The sequence below is a fragment of the Streptomyces violens genome, from assembly GCF_000717745.1.
GTDB classification, from domain to species: domain Bacteria; phylum Actinomycetota; class Actinomycetes; order Streptomycetales; family Streptomycetaceae; genus Streptomyces; species Streptomyces violens.
Genome location: NZ_JOBH01000014.1, coordinates 58,705 through 80,973, shown reverse-complemented (window position 1 = coordinate 80,973; position 22,269 = coordinate 58,705). Strand labels below are relative to the sequence as shown.

The window sequence follows — 22,269 nt, the reverse complement described above, 5'->3', positions numbered from 1 at the left end:
TGTGCTCCTCCCCAGCCTGGCGGCCCGCACGCCTGTACGGCAGTAGGCACAATCCGCCAACTTCGCGTGTCAAGACCGGCCCCAGGACAGCCCGGAGCCGCGCGAAAGCACGATGCCGCCACCGGCAGGGCCGGTGGCGGCACGTCAGAAAGGCTCTCAGGCCATGCGCGCGGGGATCACGCCTTGGGCGCGACCTTGCTCAGACCGTTGATGATGCGGTCCATCGCGTCGCCGCCGGTCGGGTCGGTGAGGTTGGCCAGCATCTTCAGGGTGAACTTCATCAGCATCGGGTGGGTGAGACCGCGCTGCGTGGCCAGCTTCATGATCTTCGGGTTGCCGATGAGCTTCACGAACGCGCGGCCCATCGAGTAGTAGCCGCCGTAGGTGTCCTTGAGGATCTTCGGGTACCGCTGCAGGGCCAGCTCGCGCTGGGCGTACGTGGCGCGCGCGTGCGCCTGCACGATGACGTCCGCGGCGATCTGGCCGGACTCCATGGCGTACGCGATGCCCTCGCCGTTGAACGGGTTCACCAGGCCGCCCGCGTCACCGACCAGAAGGAGGCCCTTGGTGTAGTGCGGCTGGCGGTTGAAGGCCATGGGGAGCGCCGCGCCGCGGATCGGCATCGTCATGTTCTCCGGGGTGTAGCCCCAGTCCTCCGGCATGGAGGCGCACCACGCCTTGAGGATCTCGCGCCAGTCCAGCTCCTTGAAGCTGCTGGAGGTGTTCAGGACGCCGAGGCCGACGTTCGACGTGCCGTCGCCCATGCCGAAGATCCAGCCGTAGCCGGGCAGCAGCCGGTCCTGCGGGCCGCTGCGGTCCCACAGCTCCAGCCAGGACTCCAGGTAGTCGTCGTCGTGGCGGGGCGAGGTGAAGTACGTACGGACCGCGACGCCCATCGGGCGGTCCTCGCGGCGGTGCAGGCCCATCGCCAGGGAGAGGCGCGTGGAGTTGCCGTCGGCGGCGACCACGAGCGGGGCGTGGAAGGTGACCGGCGTCTTCTCCTCGCCGAGCTTGGCGGTGACGCCCTCGATGCGCCCGGTCAGCTCGTTGACGATCGGGCCGCTGACGTTGCAGCGCTCGTACAGCCGGGCGCCGGCCTTCTGCGCCTGCCGGGCGAGCTGCTCGTCGAAGTCGTCCCGCTTGCGGACCAGGCCGTAGTCCGGGTACGAGGCGAGGTCCGGCCAGTCGAGCTGGAGGCGGACGCCGCCGCCGATGATGCGCAGGCCCTTGTTGCGCAGCCAGCCGGCCTCCTCGGAGATGTCGATGCCCATCGACACGAGCTGCTTGGTGGCGCGCGGGGTGAGGCCGTCGCCGCAGACCTTCTCGCGCGGGAAGGCCGTCTTCTCCAGCAGGAGGACGTCCAGACCGGCCTTGGCGAGGTAGTACGCGGTGGTCGAGCCGGCCGGGCCGGCCCCCACGACGATCACATCGGCGGTGTGCTCGGAGCGGGCCTGGGTCGCGGTGGCGGCATCGGTCACGTCGGTCACGGCGTTGTCTCCCGGAACTCGATATCTGGGTGCCGACCGGCACTGGACCCGTGCAGTCTATGCAGGCGTACCTGATCGGATTCCGAAGGGTTGGTCCATGCAGAAGCCGCTTCCCCCCGTCGAGCTGCGCGTCCCCACCGAGGAGGACGCATGGAACTGGCACCGGGTCTTCGACGACCCGGAGGTGATGGAATTCCACGGCGGCGCGTCCGCCGAGCTGTCGGCCTACGAGGAGCTGACCGCTCGTCAGCGCCGCCACCACGCCGAACGCGGCTACTGCTTCTACACCATCACCGACCCGACGGACGGCGCGGTGATCGGCTTCGCGGGCGCGCAGCCGTGGCCGCGCACGGAGTGGGGCCCGGTCGGCGAGATCGAGATCGGCTGGCGGCTGGGCCGGAAGTACTGGGGCAAGGGCTACGCCACGACCGTGGCCCGGCGCGCCCTGGAGGACGTACGGGCCGCGGGCGTACGGCATGTCGTGGCCATGGTGCAGGCCGAGAACGCGCGCTCGATCGCGGTCACCCGGCGGCTCGGGATGCGGCAGGCGGAGACCTTCATCTCACCCGTGTCGAAGGTGACGGGCCTGTGCCACCGGCTGGACCTGTGATCAGACGGCCGGCTTCGTCCCCCGGTGCAGCGCCACGATCCCGCCCGTGAGGTTGCGCCAGGCGACCTTCTGCCAGCCCGCCTTCTGGAGCAGCGCCGCGAGCGCGGGCTGGTCGGGCCAGGCGCGGATGGAGTCGGCGAGGTAGACGTACGCGTCGGGGTTGGAGCTGACGGCGGTCGCGACGGGCGGCAGCGCGCGCATCAGGTACTCGGTGTAGACGGTCCGGAAGGGCGCCCATGTCGGCTGGCTGAACTCGCAGATGACGACCCGGCCGCCGGGCTTGGTCACGCGGTACAGCTCGGCCAGCGCGGCGTCGGTGTCCTGCACGTTCCGCAGCCCGAAGGAGATCGTGACGGCGTCGAACACGCCGTCCGCGAAGGGCAGCTTCGTCGCGTCGCCCGCGGTGAACGGCAGCCACGGCTGCCGCTTCTTCCCCTCCCGCAGCATTCCGGTGGAGAAGTCGCACGGCACGACGTACGCACCGGTCCGCGCGAAGGGCACGGACGAGGTCCCCGTACCGGCCGCGAGATCGAGCACTCGCTCGGCGGGCCGCGCCCCCACCGCCTTGTCCACGGCCTTGCGCCACAACCGCGCCTGCCCCAGGGACAGCACGTCATTGGTGAGGTCGTACCGTTCCGCCACGTCGTCGAACATCGAAGCGACTTCGTGCGGCTGCTTGTCCAGGGATGCTCGGGTCACGAGCCCATTGTTCACCACGGCCCGCGCCGCCCGGGCTCACCCCCGGCGCCGGTACACCAGCCGGCCGCCGAGGACCGTCACGAGGCAGGTGCCGTCCTCCGCGAAGACCGCGAAGTCGGCCGGGGCGCCCGGGGCGAGGGGCACGGGCTGTGCGCGGAGGCCCGACCGGCTCACCGCCGTGCGGACCGACGGGCGGGCGAAGGGGCCGCTCAGGGACGTCACACCCGTGGCGAGGAGGCGTTGCAGGCCGCGGCGGGCGCTGGCTCCCCAGCGGGTTTCGGACATGTCCAGGGCGGCGAGCGCGGCCCCGGTCAGCGGCTCGGTGCCCAGCGAGTCGGCCTCGCGGGGGTCCGGGTGGTACGCCGATTCCAACAGCGACGCGCCGTCGGGCTCGTGGCGGCCCGGTATCAGCACCGCGTCGGGCCACTCACGGACCCGCGCCCGGTCGCCGTACGCCGCGTACAGCTCCTCGTACGGGCCGATGGCCGCGATGCGCGCGCCGTCGACGACCACCGCGTCCGCTTCCGCGCCGGGGGTCGAGGAGCCCTCGACCGCCCGGACGCGGTGAATCGTCAGCACGGCCCGCGGCTCAGTTCGTCTCGACGAGCTTCAGCTCGGGGTGGGCCGTGCCGCCCTCGATGGCCGTGGAGGAGATGTGCGAGGCGACGCGGTCGTCGACCGGGTCGTTCGCCGGGTCGTCGTGGACGACGAGGTGCTCGTACGTCGTCGCGCGCTGGGCGGGCACGCGGCCCGCCTTGCGGATCAGGTCGATGATCTCCTGGCGGTTGGAGCGGTGCTTGGCACCGGCCGAGGAGACGACGTTCTCCTCCAGCATGATCGAGCCGAGGTCGTCCGCGCCGTAGTGGAGGGAGAGCTGGCCGATCTCCTTGCCGGTCGTCAGCCAGGAGCCCTGGATGTGGGCGACGTTGTCCAGGAAGATGCGGGCGATCGCGATCATCCGCAGGTACTCGAAGAGCGTGGCCTGCGTCCGGCCCTTCAGGTGGTTGTTCTCGGGCTGGTAGGTGTACGGGATGAAGGCGCGGAAGCCGCCCGTACGGTCCTGCACGTCGCGGATCATGCGCAGGTGCTCGATGCGCTCGGCGTTGGTCTCGCCGGTACCCATCAGCATCGTGGAGGTGGACTCCACGCCCAGGTTGTGCGCGATCTCCATGATCTCCAGCCAGCGCTCACCGGACTCCTTGAGCGGGGCGATCGCCTTGCGGGGGCGCTCGGGGAGGAGTTCGGCACCGGCGCCCGCGAAGGAGTCGAGGCCCGCGGCGTGGATGCGGCGGATGGCCTCCTCGACGGAGACACCAGAGATGCGGGCCATGTGCTCGACCTCGGACGCGCCGAGGGAGTGGATGACCAGCTCCGGGAACTCCTTCTTGATGGCGGCGAAGTGCTCCTCGTAGTACTCCACGCCGTAGTCCGGGTGGTGCCCGCCCTGGAACATGATCTGCGTGCCGCCCAGCTCGACGGTCTCCGCGCAGCGGCGCAGGATGTCGTCCAGGTCGCGGGACCAGCCCTTGGCGGTGTCCTTGGGCGCGGCGTAGAACGCGCAGAACTTGCACGCCGTCACGCACACGTTGGTGTAGTTGATGTTCCGCTCGATGATGTACGTCGCGATGTGCTCCGTACCGGCGTAGCGGCGGCGGCGCACGGCGTCAGCGGCCTTGCCGAGGGCGTGCAGCGGCGCGGAGCGGTACAGCTCGACGGCTTCCTCGGGGGTGATCCGCCCGCCCTCCGCGGCGCGGTCGAGTACGGACTGAAGGTCGGCGTTCTCGGTCACCGGGCGTCCCTTTCGAGGTTCTTGGGCGGGCATGCGTCACGACCGATCCAGCGTACGCCAGGGCTTTTGGGGCCCTGCCACCTGCCACCGGTGGGGGTGGGAGACGGCTGCCGGAAGCGGCCGGCGCCTTGCTTCCTTCTTGCCGCGAAAAGCAGCGGAAGGAATTCCCCCGGCCCGGCAGCGGCCGGAAATCGTGCACGGTGCCGGAATCCGCCCCTTCGTTCGTTCAATATTCACCAAGAATTCCGGGATGGAATCCAAAGGCGCGGAGCACAGAAAGATGTACAGGGCAAGGAATAGGTAAGGGGCCGGCGCCTCGTACGAGCGGCCGGCCCCCCGGGTCAGGCGCCCAGCAGATCCACCCGTACGTCCGCCGGGAAGCCCGTCGTCGGGCCCGTGCGGCGGGCGAATTCCGTGACGCCGCGGAGCTGGTCGGGGCCGAAGCGGAAATCCAGCGTGGTGAAGTACTTGGCGAGCACGTCCTCGTCGAAGTGCTCCCAGCGCGCCGCCTGCTCGGCGACCTTGCCGACCTCCTCCAGGGACAGGTCGCGGGAGGCCAGGAACGCCTCGTGCACCTTCTGTACGACGACCGGCTCGCGCTCCAGGTAGTCGCGCCGGGCCGCCCACACGGCGAAGACGAAGGGCAGGCCGGTCCAGTCCTTCCACATCTGACCGAGATCGTGCACCTCAAGGCCGAGACGGGGCGCCTCGTGCAGGTTGGCGCGCAGCGCGGCGTCCCCGATGAGGACCGCGGCGTCCGCCTCCTGCATCATCACGCCCAGGTCGGGCGGGCAGGTGTAGTAGTCGGGCGTGACGCCGACCTTCTCGGCGAGCAGCAGCTGCGCGAGCCGTACAGAGGTGCGGGAGGTCGACCCGAGCGCGACCCGGGCGCCGTCCAGCTTGTCCAGCGGCTTCTGCGAGACGATCACGCAGGACATCACCGGGCCGTCGCAGCCGACCGCGATGTCGGGGAAGGCGACCAGCTCATCGGCGTGCTTGAGGAACTCGACGAGGGTGATCGGTCCCATGTCCAGCTCGCCGCTGACCAGCTTCTCGTTGAGCTGGTCGGGGGTGTCCTTGGTGAGCTCCAGGTCGAGCAGGGTGCCCGTACGGGCCAGGCCCCAGTAGAGGGGCAGGCAGTTCAGAAACTGGATGTGGCCCACCCGCGGCCGGGTCCGGCGGTGGCCGGAGGTCGGTGCGGGTGCGTCTCCTACGGTTGAATTGTCCACATGTGGAGGCTAGACCCGCGGGGCGCACCGCGAGGCAGCGGGGGCCTCCGCGCGGCGCCGAGAACCACAGGGAACCACGGCGAGAACCGGGCGAGATGCGGGCGGGAACCCCTGGCGAGAACCGGCCCGGAACCCCGGCACGAAGATAAACGTGATCTTTGGCTCTTCCGCCTTCTGAGCGCACCGTGCTAGGCTCAGCGCAAGTTGCAGTTTGGTTTCCCTTGCAGTACAGAGCCTGCGGATCATGTGACCCGCAGGCATTTGTAGTTTTCAGACTTCTTTGCAGGTTCTGGAGCAGGGCAACCCTTTGGCCCAAGGAGGGCTTATGGCTACCGGAACCGTCAAGTGGTTCAACGCCGAGAAGGGCTTCGGCTTCATCGCCCAGGACGGCGGCGGCCCCGATGTCTTCGTCCACTACTCCGCGATCAACGCCTCTGGCTTCCGCTCCCTTGAGGAGAACCAGCAGGTGAACTTCGACGTCACGCAGGGTCCGAAGGGCCCGCAGGCGGAGAACGTCACCCCGGTCTAAGTTGCCCGGGCCGGCCGGTCGCGGCCGTTAGTAGCAGTACCCAAGGAGCCCTGCTCCGCCACTTCGGTGGCGAAGCGGGGCTCCTGCCTTTTTACGGACGGCCATTCGACAAACATCCGACGAACATCCGGCAAAAGGGGCAGAAAAGGTGAAGCCCCGCGCCGCCTCCCCCACAGAGGCGACACGGGACTCCAGTCTGACGCGCCCGGTTCGACGTACGACGGGCGGGGGTCGGTTCCGCGCTCAACTACTTTCGTACAACGCGTCGATGTCTTTCGCATAGTCCCGTGCAATGGCCACTCGCTTCAGTTTCAACGAAGGCGTCAGGTGGCCGGCCTCCTCGGTGAAGTCGGCGGGCAGCACGGCGAAGCGGCGGATGGACTCGGCGCGCGAGACGAGCCGGTTCGCGTCGTCGACGGCGCGCTGCAGGTCGGCGCGGAGCCGCTCGTCGTGCACCAGCTCCGCGAGCGGCACGTCCTGCTTCTTCTGCATCTGCCGCCAGTGCGCGAGCCCGTCCGGCTCCAGGGTGAGCAGCGCGGTGATGTACGGGCGGTTGTCGCCGATCACCAGGCACTGGCCGACCAGCGGATGCGCGCGCAGCCGGTCCTCCAGCGGCGCGGGCGCCACGTTCTTGCCGCTGGCGGTCACGATGATCTCCTTCTTGCGGCCGGTGATGGTGAGGTAGCCGTCGGCGTCCAGCGCGCCGAGGTCACCGGTGGCGAACCACGCCTCCTCGTCCACGGCCGGGACGGCGGTCCCGCTCGCCGCGTCCCAGTACCCGCTGAAGACCTGGCCACCGCGGAGCAGCACCTCCCCGTCCTCCGCGATCCGGACCGCGCTGCCGGGCAGCGGCCAGCCGACGGTGCCCAGGCGCGGCTTGAGGGGCGGGGTGACGGTGGCGGCCGCGGTGGTCTCCGTCAGGCCGTACCCCTCGAAGACCTGGATGCCGGCGCCCTCGTAGAACGCGGCCAGCCGCCGGCCGAGCGGGGAGCCGCCGCAGATCGCGTAGCGGACCCGGCCGCCGAGCGCCGCGCGGATGCGGCGGTAGACGAGCGGGTCGTACACGCCGCGGGCCGCGCGCAGGCCGAGTCCCGGACCCGGACCGGTGCCGTGCTCCGCGGCCTCGACCGCCTCGCCGTAACGGCGGGCGATCCGCGCCGCGCGGTCGAAGGAGGCGGCCCGGCCCATCTTCTCGGCGGTGGCCCGGCCGGTGTTGTGGACCTTCTCCAGTACGTACGGGATGGCCAGCAGGAACGTCGGGCGGAAGCCGGCCAGATCGGCGAGCAGGTCCTCGGTCTGGATGCTCGTCGCGTGGCCCAGCTTCACCCGGGCGCGCAGACAGCCGACCGCGACCATCCGGCCGAAGACGTGCGAGAGGGGCAGGAAGAGCAGGGTCGAGGCGGGGTCCTTGCTGACCGATTTGAAGACGGGGTGCAGCAGCTCTATGGAGTTGTCGACCTCGGCGAAGAAGTTGCCGTGGGTGAGGACGCAGCCCTTGGGGCGTCCGGTGGTGCCGGAGGTGTAGATCAGGGTGGCGGTGTCGGCGGGGCCGCGTCCGGCGCGCCGCTTGGTCACCTCGTACGGGAGCAGATCGCGGCCCGCCGAATTGATCTGGGCGACGGCGCCGGCGTCGAGCTGCCAGAGGTGGGTGAGGTCCGGGAGGCTGCCGCGGACACCGCTGATCATGCGGGTCTGCTCGACGTGCTCCACCACGCAGGCCCGGGCGCCGGAGTCCGCCAGGATCGACTGGGTCTGGTGGGCCGAGGAGGTCGGGTAGAGGGGGACGGTGACCAGCCCCGCCGCCCAGGACGCGAAGTCGATCAGGGTCCACTCGTAGCTGGTGCCGGCCATGATGGCGAGCCGGTCGCCGGGGTTCAGGCCGTGTGCGATCAGCCCCTTGGCGAGGGCGAGTACCTGGTCGGCGAATTCGGCAGCGGTCACGTCGCGCCAGGTGCCGTCGTGCTGCTTGCGGGCGAGGACTGCGTCGGTGGGGGCCGCGGCGGCGTTGTCGAAGGGGATGTCGCCGAGGGAGCCGGTGGGGACGGCCGGGGCGAGCGGCGGGACGGAGACCTCGCGGACGACCCCGTCCTCGACGGTCTTGTGCGGCGGGACCAGTACGGGCGTGGCGGGTGGTGCGGCTTCCTGGCTGGACACGAGCGGCTCCTTCGGTGCTGCTGCGGTACGGCTTCGGCTGCTGCTGGGGACGACGCTGCTGCTGGTTACCGAGTGGTACGGGCTGCCCGGCTGCCCTGGCAAGGGCCCTGACGCGGGTTATTGCACGCGTCTTACGCGCGTTCGAGGATCGCCGTCACGCCCAGACCGCCCGCGGCGCAGATCGAGATCAGGCCGCGTACGGGTGTGCCGTCGGTGGCCGGTTCCCGTTCGGCCAGGAGTTCGGCGAGGGTGGCGACGATGCGGGCGCCGGTCGCGGCGAAGGGGTGGCCGGTGGCGAGCGAGGACCCGGCGACATTGAGCCGGTCGCGGTCGACGGGCGCCAGCCCCTGCTTCTCCCACGCGGCGAGGGTGGCGAGCACCTGGGAGGCGAACGCCTCGTGGATCTCGACCAGGTCGAAGTCCTCGATGCCGAGCCCGGCCCGCTCCAGCATCCGCGGCACGGCGTACGCGGGCGCCATCAGCAGCCCGTCGTCCCCGTCCACGTGGTCCACGGCGGCCGTTTCGTACGCGGTGAGGTAGGCCAGTGGCGTAAGGCCGCGCGCGCTCGCCCACTCCTCGCTCGCCAGCAGCACGGTCGCCGCGCCGTCCGTCAGCGGCGTGGAGTTGCCCGCCGTCATCGTGGCGTCGCCGTCCCGGACGCCGAAGACCGGCTTGAGCCGGGCCAGTTTCTCCACCGTCGAGTCCGGCCGCAGGTTCTGATCGCGGTCCAGGCCGCGGAAGGGGACGACCAGGTCCTTGAGGAAGCCGCGGTCGTAGGCGGCGGCGAGCCGCTGGTGACTCGTCGCGGCCAGGGCGTCCTGGTCGGCGCGCTGGATGCCCCACTTCCTGGCCGTACGGGCCGCGTGCTCGCCCATCGAGAGTCCGGTGCGCGGCTCGGCGTTGCGGGGGATCTCGGGGACGAGGTGGCGCGGGCGTATACGGGAGAGCTGCTTGAGGCGGGCGCCCGCCGACTTCGCGCGGCGGGTGGCCAGCAGGATCTTCCGCAGCTCCTCGTTGACGCCGAGCGGGGCGTCGCTGGCGGTGTCGGAGCCGCCGGCGATCGCGCTGTCCGTCTGGCCGAGGGCGATCTTGTTGGCGGCGGCGATGACGGCCTGCAGGCCGGTGCCGCACGCCTGCTGGATGTCGTACGCGGGGGTGCGCGGGTCCAGCCCCGCGCCGAGCACCGTCTCGCGGGCGAGGTTGAAGTCGCGGCTGTGCTTGAGCACCGCGCCCGCGACGAACTCGCCGATCCGCTCGCCCTCCAGGCCGAACCGTGCCACCAGGCCGTCCAGCGCGGCGGTCAGCAGCTCCTGGTTGGAAGCGGTCGCGTACGGGCCGTCCGAGCGGGCGAAGGGGATGCGGCTGCCGCCGATCACCGCGACCCGCCGGATGCCTGCGGCGCTCTGCTGCGTACTCATCCTCGACCAGCTCCTGACCCTTGAGTAACCTTACTCAGAAGTAAATTTACGCGAGATCCAGGAGCCGGCCAATGCCCGATCGCTACCTTCGTTTCACGCAATCCGGCCCGGGCCGCTTCGTGACCCGGCGGCTGGGGCTGCCGCAGCCGGCGCCGCTGCACCGGTGGAGCGCGGAGCGGCCGGTACTGGACGGGCCGCTGCTGCATCTGACGGCCGGTAAGACCACGGTCGAGCCCGCGGCGGTGCTGGCCCGCGCCGGGCTGCCGGTGCACACCTCGCGGCAGGCCGGGGCGCGGTACGCGGCGGTCGTCGTGGACGCCACGGGCGCGGGCGACGTGGCCGCGCTGCGCGAGGTGTACGACGGGCTGCACCCGGTGCTGCGGTCGCTGACGGACGACGCCCGGGTGGTCGTACTCGGCTCGGCACCCGATCCGACGGACCATCACCAGGCCGCCGCGCAGCAGGCCCTCGAAGGGTTCGTGCGCTCGCTCGGCAAGGAGATCGGCCGCGGCCGCACCGCCCACCTGCTGCGGCTGGCACCGGCGTCCGCCGGGGCCGCGGAGTCCACCCTGCGCTTCCTGCTCTCGCCCCGGTCCGCATACGTGAGCGGGCAGGTCATCGGCATCGAAGCGGCCGAGGACGCGACCGTCCCCGGGGACTGGGACCGGCCGCTGGACGGGCGTACGGCGCTGGTCACCGGGGCCGCGCGGGGCATCGGCGCGGCGGTCGCGGAGACGCTGGCCCGGTACGGCGCGCGCCTCGTCTGCCTGGACGTGCCGCAGGCCGAGGCGGACGTGCGGGCGGTCGCCGAGCGGCTGGGCGGGCAGGCCCTCACACTGGACATCACCGCGCCGGACGCGGGCGAGCGGATCGCCGCCGCGCTCCCCGACGGGCTGGACGTCCTCGTCCACAACGCGGGGATCACCCGGGACCGGCGGCTGGCCAACATGGCGGCCGACCGCTGGGACTCCGTACTGGACGTCAACCTCGCCTCCGTCCTGCGGACCACCGACCATCTGCTGGCCGCCGGCACGCTGCGGCGCGGTACGGGCCGGATCGTCGCCACCGCGTCCATCGCCGGGATCGCGGGCAACACCGGGCAGACCAACTACGCGGCGAGCAAGGCCGGGATCATCGGCCTGGTCCGCTCGCTGGCGCCGCGGGCCGCGGAGGAGCACGGCGTGACGGTCAACGCCGTGGCGCCCGGCTTCATCGAGACGAAGATGACCGCCGCCGTACCGCTCTTCATCCGGGAGGCGGGCCGCCGGATGAACTCGCTCGGCCAGGGCGGCCTCCCCGTGGACGTCGCCGAGACCATCGCCTGGCTCGCGAGCCCGGCCTCCGGCGGCGTCAACGGCCAGGTCGTCCGGGTCTGCGGGCAGAGCCTGCTGGGGGCGTGATGACGGAGCTGACTCTTCCGCGCGCGCCGCGGCTGATGCCCGCGCTGGCCAAGGGGGCAGTGACCGGGGTGGGCAAGCGGCCGCGGGCGGACGCGCCACTGCCCGCCGTACGGCTCACGCTGCCCGGCGTACGGGCCGACCCGGCGCGGACCGCCGCGTACGCCGAGGTCTGCGGCTTCGGCGCGCCCGGCCCGGTACTGCCGGTCACCTACCCGCACATCCTCGGCTTCCCGCTGGCCGCGCGGCTGATGAGCGCCCGGAGCTTCCCACTGCCGATGCTCGGCCTCGTGCACACCACGATCGAGATCGTCCAGCACGCGCCGCTGTACGCGGACCGGCCGCTGGACCTCACGGTGTACGCACAGGAGCTGCGCCCGCACCGGCGCGGCACCGAGACGGTCCTGGTCACGGAGGCGCGACGGGGCGGCGAACTGGTGTGGGAGGACCGCAGCACGTATCTGGCCCGGCACCGAACGGAGGGCGCTCCTCCGTCGGCCGACACCGCCGCCCCCGAGCTCCCGGTCCGTGACGAGTGGAAACTGGCCGCCGACCTCGGCCGTCGGCACGCCGCCGTCTCCGGCGACTACAACCCCATCCATCTCCACCCGCTGACCGCCCGCGCGCTCGGCTTCCCGCGCGCCCTCGCCCACGGCATGTGGACCGTCGCGCGGTGCGCCGCCGAGGCCGTACCGGCCGACGCCCCGGCGCTGCGCCTCACCGCCCGCTTCCGCGCCCCGGTCCTGCTCCCGGCCACCGTCACGTACCGCTCCGACGGCCACACCTCCGACGACCACGCCTTCCGGCTGACCGGCGAATCCGGCCGGAAAGAGCGCATCCATCTGGAGGGGAACCTCCGAATACCCGGATGACCCCCGCGCGGGTCGTCGCGGCGGCACGGCCCGGACCCCGCCGTGCCGCCGCGGCCGCCCCGCGCGAGGTCACCCGCCGGGCGCCCACCGCTCGCCGCCCATCAGGGGGCCGAGGCCGGTCCAGGCGAAGTTCATCAGTGTCGCCGCGGTCTCCTTGGCGGAGGGGCGGGCGTCCTCCGGGCGGGCGTTGGCCCACTCGGCGAGCGACTCGGCGGCCCCGACGAGCGCATGGGCCAGCCCCGAGACCTCGCGCTCCGCCAGGTTCTCGTCGCAGCCCGCCTCCCGCGCCGCGGCCCCGATCAGGCCGGTCACGAACTCGACGATCTCCGCGCGCATCGCGGCGACCTCCAGGGCGAACGGCTCACCATGCGTACGCGCCTGCTGGTGCAGCACCGCCCACCCCTCGGGGTGCTCGGCGGTGTGCGCGAAGAAGCCCTTCAGCCCGCTCCACAGCTGCCGGTCTGCCGCCGCGCCCTCTTCCACGGCGCTCCGCACGGCCGCGACCAGCGCCGCCGCCTCCCGCTGGATGACCGCGGTGAACAGCTCTTCCTTGGAGTTCAGATAGAGGTAGACCAGCGGCTTGGACACCCCGGCGACCTCGGCGATCTCGTCCATCGAGGCGGCCCGGTACCCCCGCCGCGCGAACGTCAGCACGGCCGCGTCCATCATCTGCTGCTCGCGCACCGCCCGCGGCATCCGCTTGCTCTTCACGCCACCCACACCGAACGTCCTTCCACCCCGCCGCTTACCGCCAAGTAAGTTTACGGACCGCTCGCCGAGGAGCGGCCCTGTCCTTCAGGCCAGATACGACGCACCGCGCCCCGGAGCCGGTCGGCTTCGGGGCGCGGTGCGGAGGTGCGGGGACTGATCAGGCCGCGGTGGCCGGGACCGTGACCTTCTGGTCGGCTTCCGCCGCGGCGGTCGCCGCCTCGGGGTCGCCGTCCAGGCTGATGCTGGTGGCGTTGGCGTACGCCTCGCGGTCCAGGATCTTCTCCTTGGCGGAGACCAGGATCGGGATGACGGCCTGGCCGGCCACGTTGGTGGCGGTCCGCATCATGTCCAGGATCGGGTCGATGGCCATGAGGAGACCGACACCGGCCAGCGGGAGGCCCAGCGTGGAGAGGGTCAGGGTCAGCATGACCGTGGCGCCGGTGAGGCCGGCGGTGGCGGCCGAGCCGATGACCGAGACGAAGGCGATCAGGATGTAGTCACCGACGTGCAGCGGGACGTCGAAGATCTGCGCGATGAAGATCGCGGCGAGCGCCGGGTAGATCGAGGCGCAGCCGTCCATCTTGGTCGTCGAGCCGAAGGGCACCGCGAAGGACGCGTACTCCTTCGGGACGCCGAGGCGCTCGGTGACCTTCTGGGTGACCGGCATGGTGCCGACCGAGGAGCGCGAGACGAAGGCCAGCTGGATGGCGGGCCAGGCGCCCTTGAAGAACTGCAGCGGGCTGACCTTGGCGACGGTCGCCAGCAGCAGCGGGTACACGCCGAACATCACCAGCGCGCAGCCGACGTAGATGTCGACGGTGAAGGTCGCGTACTTGCCGATGAGGTTCCAGCCGTACGTGGCGATCGCGTTGCCGATGAGGCCGACGGTTCCCAGCGGGGCCAGCCGGATGACCCACCACAGGGCCTTCTGCAGCAGTTCGAGCGCCGAGCGGCTGAGCTTGAGGACCGGCTCGGCCTTCTCGCCGAGCTGGAGCGCCGCGATGCCGACGACGGCCGCCATGAAGACGATCTGCAGGACCTGCAGCTCGGTGAAGGGCGTGATGATGTCGGTCGGGATGATCCCGGTCAGGAAGTCGATCCAGGTACCGGCGTGGTCGGGCTTGGAGCCGTCGGCGGGCGTGAGGCCCGTGCCGGAGCCGGGGTTGGTGACCAGGCCGATCGCCAGGCCGATCGCGACGGCGATCAGCGAGGTGACCATGAACCACAGCAGGGTGCGGGTGGCGAGCCGGGCGGCGTTGTTGACCTGCCGCAGGTTGGTGATCGACACCACGATGGCGAAGAAGACCAGCGGGGCCACGGCCAGCTTCAGCAGCTGGACGAAGAGCTCACCGATCTTGCCGAGGGTGGTGACCAGCCAGCCGATGTCGCCGCTCTTGGCGATCCAGCCGAGGAGCACACCGAGGACGAGACCCAGCAGGATCTGCGCCCAGAAGGGGACTCTCGGTATGCGGGAGGTCTTGGGAGAGGTGGTCTCGGAAGACGTGGACAACGGGCACACTCCGGGTGCGTGCAGGCTTTCGGGACGAGGCGTGGAGCGCCAGGAGGTCCGTTTGCGGGATCTCCGGCCGCTGCGGGGGACGTCGCGAGGACGTCAGCGGCGACAACAGGCCGCGGACTCACAGCGGCAAAGATCGACGTGCAGGCGCGCCACGAGCGTGAGGCTCATGGGGAACAAGTGCGCTGCTGCTGTCTTCATGTCCGATACGTTAACACTTGAACTTTGGGGTACTCAAAGAAAATCTTTGGCATCCCCCACCCCCGCACAGGACGGGAAACGCCAACGCCCGCCGGTGGAGCGGAAACTCCACGGGCGGGCGCTGGCGGTGTGTGAGGCGTCTTACACGCCGGAGGGCCGGCGGCCGGGCGGTCTCAGACGCCGTCCTCCTGGCTCCGGTTGGCGGCGAGCCGCTCCTTCTGGCGGTCCACCTTGGCCACGATCTGCTGGGACATCGCGTCCCGCTGCTTGCGCAGCAGCACGAAGCTGAGCGGCGCGGAGATCACGATGGCGAGCAGCAGCAGCCAGATGAGGTTCGAGTCGCCGATGCCCAGCGGAATGACGCGGAAGTACGCGAGGACCCAGACGACCGCGAAGCAGGCGACGAAGAGGCCCAGACGGGCAGCGGTGTACAGGAGTGCGGCGTGCTTCTGGCTGCTCACGGTCGGACCTTCTTCTCAACGACAACCGAAAGGGTCTGCATCCAGTCAAGCACAGCAGTCTGTGTGATCTTTCCCGCCCCCGTACCCGGGCGCCTCAGTGCAGCTCGTGCCACATGGTGACGTCGTCGCGGTAGTCGTCGTCGGCGACCTTGATGGCGCCGGGGACCCGGCCGACCTCCTTGTATCCGCAGGAGGCGTAGAAGCGGTCCGCTCCGGTGCCGCCGCGGCAGGTGAGCCGGATCGCGCGGATCCCTTCGGTGGCCCGCGCGGCGTCCTCGACCGCCGCCATCAGCTCGCGGCCCACCCCCTGCCCCTGCAGCGAGGGGTGCACCATCACGCTGTAGACCCACAGGTAGTGCCGCATGAGGCGGTGCGTGTTCGCGTACAGGAACGCGGTCGCGAGCGGGGTGCCGTCCGCGTCCCGGCCGACGACCAGGCGGGCCCGGCCCTCGGCCAGCGCGGCCAGGTGCTTGATCAGCTCGGGACGGATGTCCTCGCCGGTCACGGGCGGCACGAACCCGACGGCCCCGCCGGCGTTCGAGACGTCCGCCCACAACGCGCAGATCCCCTCGCGCAGTTCAGGGGTGACAGAAGGGTCCAGGTCGAAGCGCACGCTCATGACCTGGACCCTAATTCGTCACTCCGGTGACCGAAAAGCGCTTTCCGTCACACCCGCATCGGCTGCGGCTCCTCGCGGCGGTTCGCGTCCGGGCCCGGGTACTCACGGATGATCTCGTACCGGGTGTTCCGCTCGACCGGGCGGAAGCCGGCATCCCGGATGAGGTCCAGCAGGTCCTCGCGGGTGAGCTTGTTCGGCGTGCCGTAGTTGTCGGCGTCGTGCGTGATCTTGTACTCGACGACCGAGCCGTCCATGTCGTCGGCGCCGTGCTGCAGGGCGAGCTGGGTGGTCTGCAGACCGTGCATGACCCAGAAGCACTTCACATGCGGCACGTTGTCGAAGAGGAGGCGGGAGACCGCGAAGGTCTTCAGGGCCTCGGCGCCGGTGGCCATGGTCGTGCGGGCCTGCAGCTTGTTGCGGACCTTGCCGTCCTGCATGTCCACGAAGTCGTGCTGGTACCGCAGCGGGATGAAGACCTGGAAGCCGCCGGTCTCGTCCTGCAGCTCACGCAGCCGCAGCACGTGGTCCACGCGGTGGCGCGGCTCCTCGATGTGCCCGTACAGCATGGTGCTCGGGGTCTTGAGGCCCTTCTGGTGCGCCAGGCGGTGGATGCGCGACCAGTCCTCCCAGTGGGTGCGGTGGTCGACGATGTGCTGCCGGACCTCCCAGTCGAAGATCTCCGCACCGCCGCCGGTCAGCGACTCCAGGCCGGCCTCGATCAGCTCGTCGAGGATGTCCGAGGCGTCCATGCCCGAGATGGACTCGAAGTGGTGGATCTCCGTCGCCGTGAAGGCCTTCAGCCCGACGTTCGGCAGGGCTTCCTTGAGGGCCTTCAGGGAGCGCGGGTAGTAACGCCAGGGCAGGTTCGGGTGCAGGCCGTTGACGATGTGCAGCTCGGTGAGGTTCTCGTTCTCCATGGCCTTGGCCAGGCGGACGGCCTCCTCGATGCGCATCGTGTACGCGTCCTTCTCGCCCGGCTTGCGCTGGAAGGAGCAGTACGCGCAGGACGCGGTGCACACGTTCGTCATGTTGAGGTGACGGTTGACGTTGAAGTGCACGACGTCGCCGTTCTTGCGGGTGCGCACCTCGTGCGCGAGGCCGCCGAGCCACGCCAGGTCGTCGGACTCGTAGAGGGCGATGCCGTCCTCGCGGGTCAGCCGTTCACCGGCGTGGACCTTCTCCTCCAGCTCGCGCTTGAGCCCAGCGTCCATTCCGGTCCGCCTCCCATGTTTTCTACCGATACAACCTCGACCGAGCGTACTCCCCCAGCCTTCGGCCGGGAGGTGCCCCCATACGCAACCGCTTCGCGGCCGCTACCCCTCTTCGGGAAGCTCCCCGACCCGGTTCTCCCACTTCGTGGAGAGCACGATCGTGGTGCGCGTACGGGAGACACCCTTGGTGCCGGAGAGCCGGCGGATGGTCCGCTCCAGGCCGTCCACGTCATTCACCCGGACCTTGAGCATGTACGAGTCGTCGCCCGCGATGAACCAGCAGTCCTCGATCTCGGTGAGGTCGCGCAGCCGGTGGGCGAGCTCCTCGTGGTCGGTGGCGTCCGAGAGCGAGATGCCGACCAGGGCCGTGACGCCCAGGCCCAGCGAGGCGGCGTCGACGGTCGCGCGGTAGCCGGTGATCACGCCGGCCGACTCCAGCCGGTTGATGCGGTCCGTGACGCTGGGGCCGGACAGGCCCACCAGCCGGCCGAGCTCCGCGTACGAGGCCCTGCCGTTCTCGCGCAGTGCCTGGATGAGCTGCCTGTCCACCGCGTCCATTGCGTCCCCGACCTTTCAATCTTTCCGCATTGCCACTACTGATTAGAGAATCTAAGGCATGCAGGGCGAATTTAGCCCGCAATCCCAGGTAAAAAACAGAGATTGATCACTGACCTCTGTCAGCGTCGCCTGCTGCGCCGCCGCCGAGCTCGCCCGCCCAGCGCCGGTACAGGCCGTGCGGCACACCCGCCGCGTCCAGCGCCCGGCCCGCCACGAAGTCCACCAGGTCCTGGATGTGCGTCGCCCCCGCGTAGAACGCGGGCGAGGCCGGCAGCACCACGGCGCCCGCCTCGTCCAGGGCGACCAGGTGCTTGAGGGTCTGCCCGTTCAGCGGCGTCTCGCGCACCGCGACGACCAGCTTCCGGCGCTCCTTCAGCGTCACGCTCGCCGTCCGCTGCAGCAGGTCCTTGGAGAGCCCCAGCGCCACCCCGGCCACGCACGCCGTGCTGGCCGGCACGATCAGCATGCCCTTGGCCGGATACGAGCCCGAGGACGGGCCCGCGGCCAGGTCACCGGCCGGCCAGTGCCGTACGTCCGCGAGATCCGCCTCCGTGACCGGGAAGGTGTCCGGCTTGCCGTCCGCGCCGCGCGCCAGCCATTCGCGCAGGTCCGCGCGCCAGTGCGCATCCCGGAAGGAGATCCCGGTCTCGTCCAGCAGCGTCAGCCGCGAGGCCCGGCTCACGACCAGGTCGACGGCCTCGCCCGCGGCCAGCAGGCCGCGCAGCACGGACGCGGCGTACGGGGTTCCGGACGCGCCGGAGATCCCGACCACCCACGGTCTGCGGGGACCGGTGCCGGCGTGCTGACTGGTGACGTTGTGCGGCGGCTCCACGGCACCGAGCCTATCCGGCGGAACCAGGAGCACCGTCACAGCCGTTCTTGCCTGTGAGGGCGCGCGGCCATCGCGCGGACCTCGGCGGACATGCCGGTACGGGGACACCGGCCGGCAGGCGAGGAGGGCCCGACATGGGAGCACGCGCCAAACCCGCTGCGCTGCTGGTGCTGGCCTGGGTCGGGCTGCTCTGGCTGCTGGAGGCGGTGGACGTGGCCACCGGTCACGCGCTGGACAGCTTCGGTATCCGGCCGCGCGAGCTGAGCGAGCTGGTCGATGTGCTCCCGGCGACCGCCGTGCACTTCGGCTTCGCCCACCTCATGGCCAACACCCTCCCGCTGCTCGTGCTCGGCTTCCTGGCCGGGCTGCGCTCCGGGATCCGCAGACTGGCCGGTGTCACGCTGCTCATCGCCGTCGTCAGCGGCCTGGGCGTCTGGCTGATATCGCCACCGGGCAGCAATACCGCGGGCGTCTCCGGAGTGATCTTCGGGCTCTTCGGCTATCTCGTCGTGCGCGGCTTCATCGAGCGCAAGGCGCTGGACATCGCCATCGGCGTGCTCGTCGCGGTGCTCTACGGCTCGATCCTGTGGGGCGCGCTCCCGGCCTCGAACGGCATCAGCTGGCAGGCGCACTTCTTCGGGCTGGCCGGCGGGGCGCTGGCCGCGTACGTCTTCCGGGTGCGGACGCCGGGCCTCCGCCCGGAAGGGCGGGTCCCGTAGGCTCAGTCTCCGGCGGCGCCGGGCCATGGCGCAGCGCCGCCAGAGACACCATTCACGTCATCGGGGGGATCAGCCCGTGGTCGAGTTCGACAAGTCCGCATCGGAACCGCCGTCCGAGGGGCAGCCGCCGCACCAGAACGGCGGTCAGCAGCAGGGCCAGCAGGGACAGCAGGGACAGCAGCCCTACGGTCAGCCCTACCCGCAGCAGGGGCAGCAGCCGTACGGTCAGCCGCAGGGGCAGCAGCCCGGCTACGGCTACCCCGCCCCGCCGCCCGGCCCCGGCCAGCAGCCGCCGTACGGCGGCCCCGGCGGCCCCGGTGCTCCCGGCTGGGGCTCCCAGCCCCCCGGGTACGGCTACGCCACCCCGCCCCGGCCCTCGACCGGGCCCGCGATGTGGTCGCACCTCGGCGCGGTGCTCACCGTCTTCGTCGGCACGGGCGTGTGCTGCATCGGCATGCTGTGCGGCTGGATCGCCCCGATGGCCATCCGCAACAACGCGCAGAACGAGCACGACCCGTACATCCGCCACCACGCGGCCCAGGGGATGAACTACGGCATCACCCAGGCGATCATGGCGGTGATCACCGGCATCCTGTACTTCGTCGTGGTGATCAGCGCGGGCGTGACCGCCGACTCCGGCACGGGCGACCCCGGGCTGGTCTTCTTCATCCCGCTGATCTGCTACTTCGTCCTCTTCGGCGCGTACTGGATCACCACGCTGGTCTTCGGGATCATCGGCGCGGTGAAGGCCAACAACGGCCAGATGTGGTCCTACCCGAAGTTCCTGTCCTGGCGCTTCGTCAAGAACTGAGCGACGGCAAACGGCCAGGGGCCGGCACCCGGTGGGTGCCGGCCCCTGGCCGTTTTTCCGGTCCGTCAGAGCGTCAGCCCGCGCACCAGCAGGTCCAGCAGCGCGCAGACGAAGAGCGCGATGCCGATGAAGCCGTTGACCTGGAAGAACGCCCGGTTCAGGCGCGACAGGTCGTGCGGCTTCACGATCGTGTGCTCGTACAGGAACGCGCACGCGACGATCACCAGGCCCACCCAGAAGAACACCCCTGCGCCGGTGGCCAGCGCGAAGCACACGAACAACGCCGTGGTGACCGCATGGCAGCCGCGCGCGCCCCAGATGGCGGCCGGAATGCCGAAGCGTGCCGGTACGGACTTCACGCCGACCTCGCGGTCGGTCTCGACGTCCTGGCATGCGTAGATCAGGTCGAAGCCGCCGATCCAGATGCCCACCGCGAGGCCGAGGATCACCGCCTCCCAGGACCACTCGCCGGTGATCGCCAGCCAGCCGCCGACCGGGCCCATGGCCTGGGCGAGACCGAGGATGGCCTGCGGGAAGTTCGTGAACCGCTTGCCGTACGGATAGACCACCATCGGGATCACCGCGACGGGGGCCAGGGCCAGGCAGAGCGGGTTCAGCAGCGCGGCCGCCGCCAGGAAGACCACGAGGGCGACCAGCGCGCCCGTCCAGGCGTGCTTCACCGACATCGCGCCGGTGACCAGCTCGCGGTGGGCGGTGCGCGGATTGCGGGCGTCGATCTCGCGGTCGATGATCCGGTTCGCGGCCATGGCGAAGGTGCGCAGACCCACCATCGCGACGGTGACGAGCAGCAGCTCCCACCAGTGGACGTGCCCGTCCACCTGGAACATCGCGGTGAGCGAGGCGATGTAGGCGAAGGGCAGCGCGAAGACCGAGTGCTCGATCATGACGAGCCGCAGAAAGGCCTTGGTGCGGCCCGGCTGCGGGATCGCGGCGGCGGAGGCGCTCACAGCCCGTACTCCTTCCAGCGCTTGGTGACCCGTTCGGAGATCTCCGGGTCCGAGACGATCATCTGCGGCCAGCCCCCGTCCCGGGTGTAGCCCTCCTCGGGCCACTTCGCGGTCGCGTCGATGCCGGCCTTGCCGCCCCAGAACTGCTGGTACGAGGAGTGGTCCAGGTGGTCCACCGGGCCCTCCACGACCGTCAGGTCACGGGCGTAGTCGGTGTTGCCCAGCGCCCGCCAGGAGACCTCGTGCAGATCGTGCACGTCGCAGTCCGCGTCGACCACGATGATCAGCTTGGTCAGCGACATCATGTGCGCACCCCAGATGGCATGCATGACCTTCTGCGCGTGCTTGGGGTACTTCTTGTCGATCGAGACGATCGCGCAGTTGTGGAAGCCGCCGGACTCCGGGAGGTGGTAGTCCACGATGTCCGGGACGATGATCTTCAGGAGCGGGAGGAAGAACCGCTCCGTGGCCCGGCCCAGCGGCCCGTCCTCCGTCGGCGGCCGGCCGACGACGATCGACTGCAGCAGCGGACGCCTGCGCATCGTGACGCAGTCGATGGTCAGCGCCGGGAACGGCTCCTGCGGCGTGTAGAAGCCGGTGTGGTCACCGAACGGCCCCTCGGGGAGCATCTCGCCCGGCTCCAGCCAGCCCTCCAGTACCACCTCGGCGTTGGCCGGGACCTGGAGCGGCACGGTCTTGCAGTCGACCATCTCGATCCGCTTGCCCTGCACGAAGCCCGCGAAGAGGTACTCGTCGATGTCGCCGGGGAGCGGCGCGGTCGAGGCGTACGTCACGGCCGGCGGGCAGCCGAAGGCGATGGCGACCGGCAGCTTCTCGCCGCGCCTGGCGGCCACCTGGTAGTGGTTCCGGCTGTCCTTGTGGATCTGCCAGTGCATCCCGATGGTGCGCTTGTCGTGCCGCTGGAGGCGGTACAGACCGAGGTTGCGGACGCCGCTTTCGGGGTCCTTGGTGTGGGTCAGGCCCAGGTTGAAGAACGAGCCGCCGTCCTCGGGCCAGGTGAACAGGGCGGGCAGCTGCTCGAGGTCGACCTCGTCGCCCTGGAGCACGACCTCCTGGACGGGCGCGCCCTCCCCCTTGACCTTCTTCGGCGGTACGTGCGTCATGTTCGCGAGCTTCCCGAAGGCCTCGCGAACGCCGACGAAGCCCTGCGGCAGCTCGGGCTTGAGCAGCCCGCCGATCTTGCCGCTGATGTCGTCGTAGGACTTCAGGCCGAGCGCCTTCAGGAGCCGGCGGTCGGTGCCGTAGACGTTCATGGCCAGCGGCATCGCCGAGCCCTTGACGTTCTCGAAGAGGAGCGCGGGGCCGCCGGCCTTCTGCACCCGGTCGACGATCTCCCCGACTTCCAGGTGGGGGTCGACCTCGGCCTTGATGCGCTTGAGGTCACCTTCGCGGTCGAGCGCCCGGAGGAACGAGCGAAGATCGTCATAAGCCATGCGTCCCAGTATCCGGTACGCACT

At 70.6% G+C, this 22,269-nt stretch carries 21 protein-coding genes and 1 pseudogene; 6 read left to right on the top strand and 16 right to left on the bottom strand.

Features of this window, described 5'->3' with window-relative positions:
- Window positions 1–176: 176 nt before the first annotated feature.
- Window positions 177–1,529 (bottom strand): annotated as a pseudogene (locus IF04_RS0125735) (geranylgeranyl reductase family protein); the annotation flags it as partial.
- 55 nt (window positions 1,530–1,584) lie between these two features.
- Between IF04_RS0125735 and IF04_RS0125730 the strand changes: the two are divergent.
- Window positions 1,585–2,097: a GNAT family N-acetyltransferase gene (locus tag IF04_RS0125730; protein WP_030262562.1), complete on the top strand. Its 513-nt coding sequence runs from the start codon at window positions 1,585–1,587 to the stop codon at window positions 2,095–2,097.
- On the opposite strand, the gene IF04_RS0125725 is transcribed toward IF04_RS0125730, so the two are convergent.
- The 4 genes from IF04_RS0125725 to IF04_RS0125710 form a co-directional block, all read right to left on the bottom strand.
- Entirely contained in the window at window positions 2,098–2,796 is a 699-nt protein-coding gene (locus tag IF04_RS0125725) for a demethylmenaquinone methyltransferase (protein ID WP_030262560.1), read from the bottom strand.
- Between the two features lie 36 nt (window positions 2,797–2,832).
- Complete coding sequence (locus IF04_RS0125720; RefSeq protein WP_030262558.1) at window positions 2,833–3,375, bottom strand: imidazolonepropionase-like domain-containing protein; 543 nt, start codon at window positions 3,373–3,375, stop codon at window positions 2,833–2,835.
- Between the two features lie 10 nt (window positions 3,376–3,385).
- A complete protein-coding gene (gene mqnC / locus IF04_RS0125715) occupies window positions 3,386–4,585 on the bottom strand; it encodes a cyclic dehypoxanthinyl futalosine synthase (RefSeq protein ID WP_030262555.1) in 1,200 nt (399 codons plus the stop codon).
- A gap of 341 nt (window positions 4,586–4,926) precedes the next feature.
- Complete coding sequence (locus IF04_RS0125710) at window positions 4,927–5,814, bottom strand: menaquinone biosynthetic enzyme MqnA/MqnD family protein (protein WP_051831575.1); 888 nt, start codon at window positions 5,812–5,814, stop codon at window positions 4,927–4,929.
- 325 nt (window positions 5,815–6,139) lie between these two features.
- On the opposite strand from IF04_RS0125710, the gene IF04_RS0125705 reads away from it, so the two are divergent.
- Complete coding sequence (locus IF04_RS0125705) at window positions 6,140–6,343, top strand: cold-shock protein (RefSeq protein ID WP_003984261.1); 204 nt, start codon at window positions 6,140–6,142, stop codon at window positions 6,341–6,343.
- A 243-nt stretch (window positions 6,344–6,586) separates the two neighbouring features.
- Here the strand turns inward: IF04_RS0125705 and IF04_RS0125700 are convergent, their stop codons facing one another.
- Window positions 6,587–8,497, bottom strand: a complete 1,911-nt coding sequence (locus IF04_RS0125700) for an AMP-dependent synthetase/ligase (RefSeq protein ID WP_030262547.1) — start codon at window positions 8,495–8,497, stop codon at window positions 6,587–6,589.
- A gap of 131 nt (window positions 8,498–8,628) precedes the next feature.
- Window positions 8,629–9,915, bottom strand: coding sequence for an acetyl-CoA C-acetyltransferase (locus IF04_RS0125695; RefSeq protein WP_030262543.1), 1,287 nt, complete (start codon window positions 9,913–9,915; stop codon window positions 8,629–8,631).
- Between the two features lie 71 nt (window positions 9,916–9,986).
- Between IF04_RS0125695 and IF04_RS0125690 the strand changes: the two genes are divergently transcribed.
- Together IF04_RS0125690 and IF04_RS0125685 are read left to right on the top strand one after the other, a co-directional pair.
- The gene (locus IF04_RS0125690; RefSeq protein WP_030262540.1) at window positions 9,987–11,315 is read left to right on the top strand and encodes a 3-oxoacyl-ACP reductase; all 1,329 of its coding nucleotides are present in this window, start codon (window positions 9,987–9,989) and stop codon (window positions 11,313–11,315) included.
- Entirely contained in the window at window positions 11,315–12,184 is an 870-nt protein-coding gene (locus tag IF04_RS0125685) for a MaoC family dehydratase (protein WP_030262537.1), read from the top strand. Before IF04_RS0125690 ends, IF04_RS0125685 begins: the two co-directional genes overlap by 1 nt.
- Window positions 12,185–12,253: 69 nt before the next feature.
- On the opposite strand, the gene IF04_RS0125680 is transcribed toward IF04_RS0125685, so the two are convergent.
- From IF04_RS0125680 to IF04_RS0125650, 7 genes are all read right to left on the bottom strand, one after another.
- On the bottom strand, window positions 12,254–12,904 hold the full coding sequence (locus IF04_RS0125680; protein WP_030262535.1) for a TetR/AcrR family transcriptional regulator: 651 nt from the start codon (window positions 12,902–12,904) through the stop codon (window positions 12,254–12,256).
- A 148-nt stretch (window positions 12,905–13,052) separates the two neighbouring features.
- On the bottom strand, window positions 13,053–14,405 hold the full coding sequence (locus IF04_RS0125675) for a dicarboxylate/amino acid:cation symporter (RefSeq protein WP_030262533.1): 1,353 nt from the start codon (window positions 14,403–14,405) through the stop codon (window positions 13,053–13,055).
- A gap of 380 nt (window positions 14,406–14,785) precedes the next feature.
- The gene (locus IF04_RS0125670) at window positions 14,786–15,073 is read right to left on the bottom strand and encodes a DUF4229 domain-containing protein (protein WP_030262530.1); all 288 of its coding nucleotides are present in this window, start codon (window positions 15,071–15,073) and stop codon (window positions 14,786–14,788) included.
- Between the two features lie 94 nt (window positions 15,074–15,167).
- Window positions 15,168–15,692, bottom strand: coding sequence for a GNAT family N-acetyltransferase (locus tag IF04_RS0125665; RefSeq protein WP_030262526.1), 525 nt, complete (start codon window positions 15,690–15,692; stop codon window positions 15,168–15,170).
- A 47-nt stretch (window positions 15,693–15,739) separates the two neighbouring features.
- Window positions 15,740–16,903 (bottom strand): aminofutalosine synthase MqnE, encoded by a 1,164-nt coding sequence (gene mqnE, locus IF04_RS0125660; RefSeq protein ID WP_030262522.1) that lies wholly within the window; start codon window positions 16,901–16,903, stop codon window positions 15,740–15,742.
- 102 nt (window positions 16,904–17,005) lie between these two features.
- Window positions 17,006–17,461: an Lrp/AsnC family transcriptional regulator gene (locus tag IF04_RS0125655; protein WP_030262519.1), complete on the bottom strand. Its 456-nt coding sequence runs from the start codon at window positions 17,459–17,461 to the stop codon at window positions 17,006–17,008.
- A 106-nt stretch (window positions 17,462–17,567) separates the two neighbouring features.
- Window positions 17,568–18,293 (bottom strand): UbiX family flavin prenyltransferase, encoded by a 726-nt coding sequence (locus tag IF04_RS0125650; protein ID WP_030262516.1) that lies wholly within the window; start codon window positions 18,291–18,293, stop codon window positions 17,568–17,570.
- Window positions 18,294–18,427: 134 nt separating this feature from the next.
- Between IF04_RS0125650 and IF04_RS0125645 the strand changes: the two genes are divergently transcribed.
- Together IF04_RS0125645 and IF04_RS0125640 are read left to right on the top strand one after the other, a co-directional pair.
- A complete protein-coding gene (locus tag IF04_RS0125645; protein WP_030262512.1) occupies window positions 18,428–19,012 on the top strand; it encodes a rhomboid family intramembrane serine protease in 585 nt (194 codons plus the stop codon).
- Window positions 19,013–19,088: 76 nt separating this feature from the next.
- On the top strand, window positions 19,089–19,823 hold the full coding sequence (locus IF04_RS0125640) for a DUF4870 domain-containing protein (protein ID WP_051831573.1): 735 nt from the start codon (window positions 19,089–19,091) through the stop codon (window positions 19,821–19,823).
- A 65-nt stretch (window positions 19,824–19,888) separates the two neighbouring features.
- Here the strand turns inward: IF04_RS0125640 and mqnP are convergent, their stop codons facing one another.
- Window positions 19,889–20,791 (bottom strand): menaquinone biosynthesis prenyltransferase MqnP, encoded by a 903-nt coding sequence (mqnP, locus tag IF04_RS0125635; RefSeq protein ID WP_030262507.1) that lies wholly within the window; start codon window positions 20,789–20,791, stop codon window positions 19,889–19,891.
- The gene (locus IF04_RS0125630; RefSeq protein ID WP_030262505.1) at window positions 20,788–22,245 is read right to left on the bottom strand and encodes a menaquinone biosynthesis decarboxylase; all 1,458 of its coding nucleotides are present in this window, start codon (window positions 22,243–22,245) and stop codon (window positions 20,788–20,790) included. The genes mqnP and IF04_RS0125630 overlap by 4 nt, the downstream gene beginning before the upstream one ends.
- Window positions 22,246–22,269 lie beyond the last annotated feature (24 nt).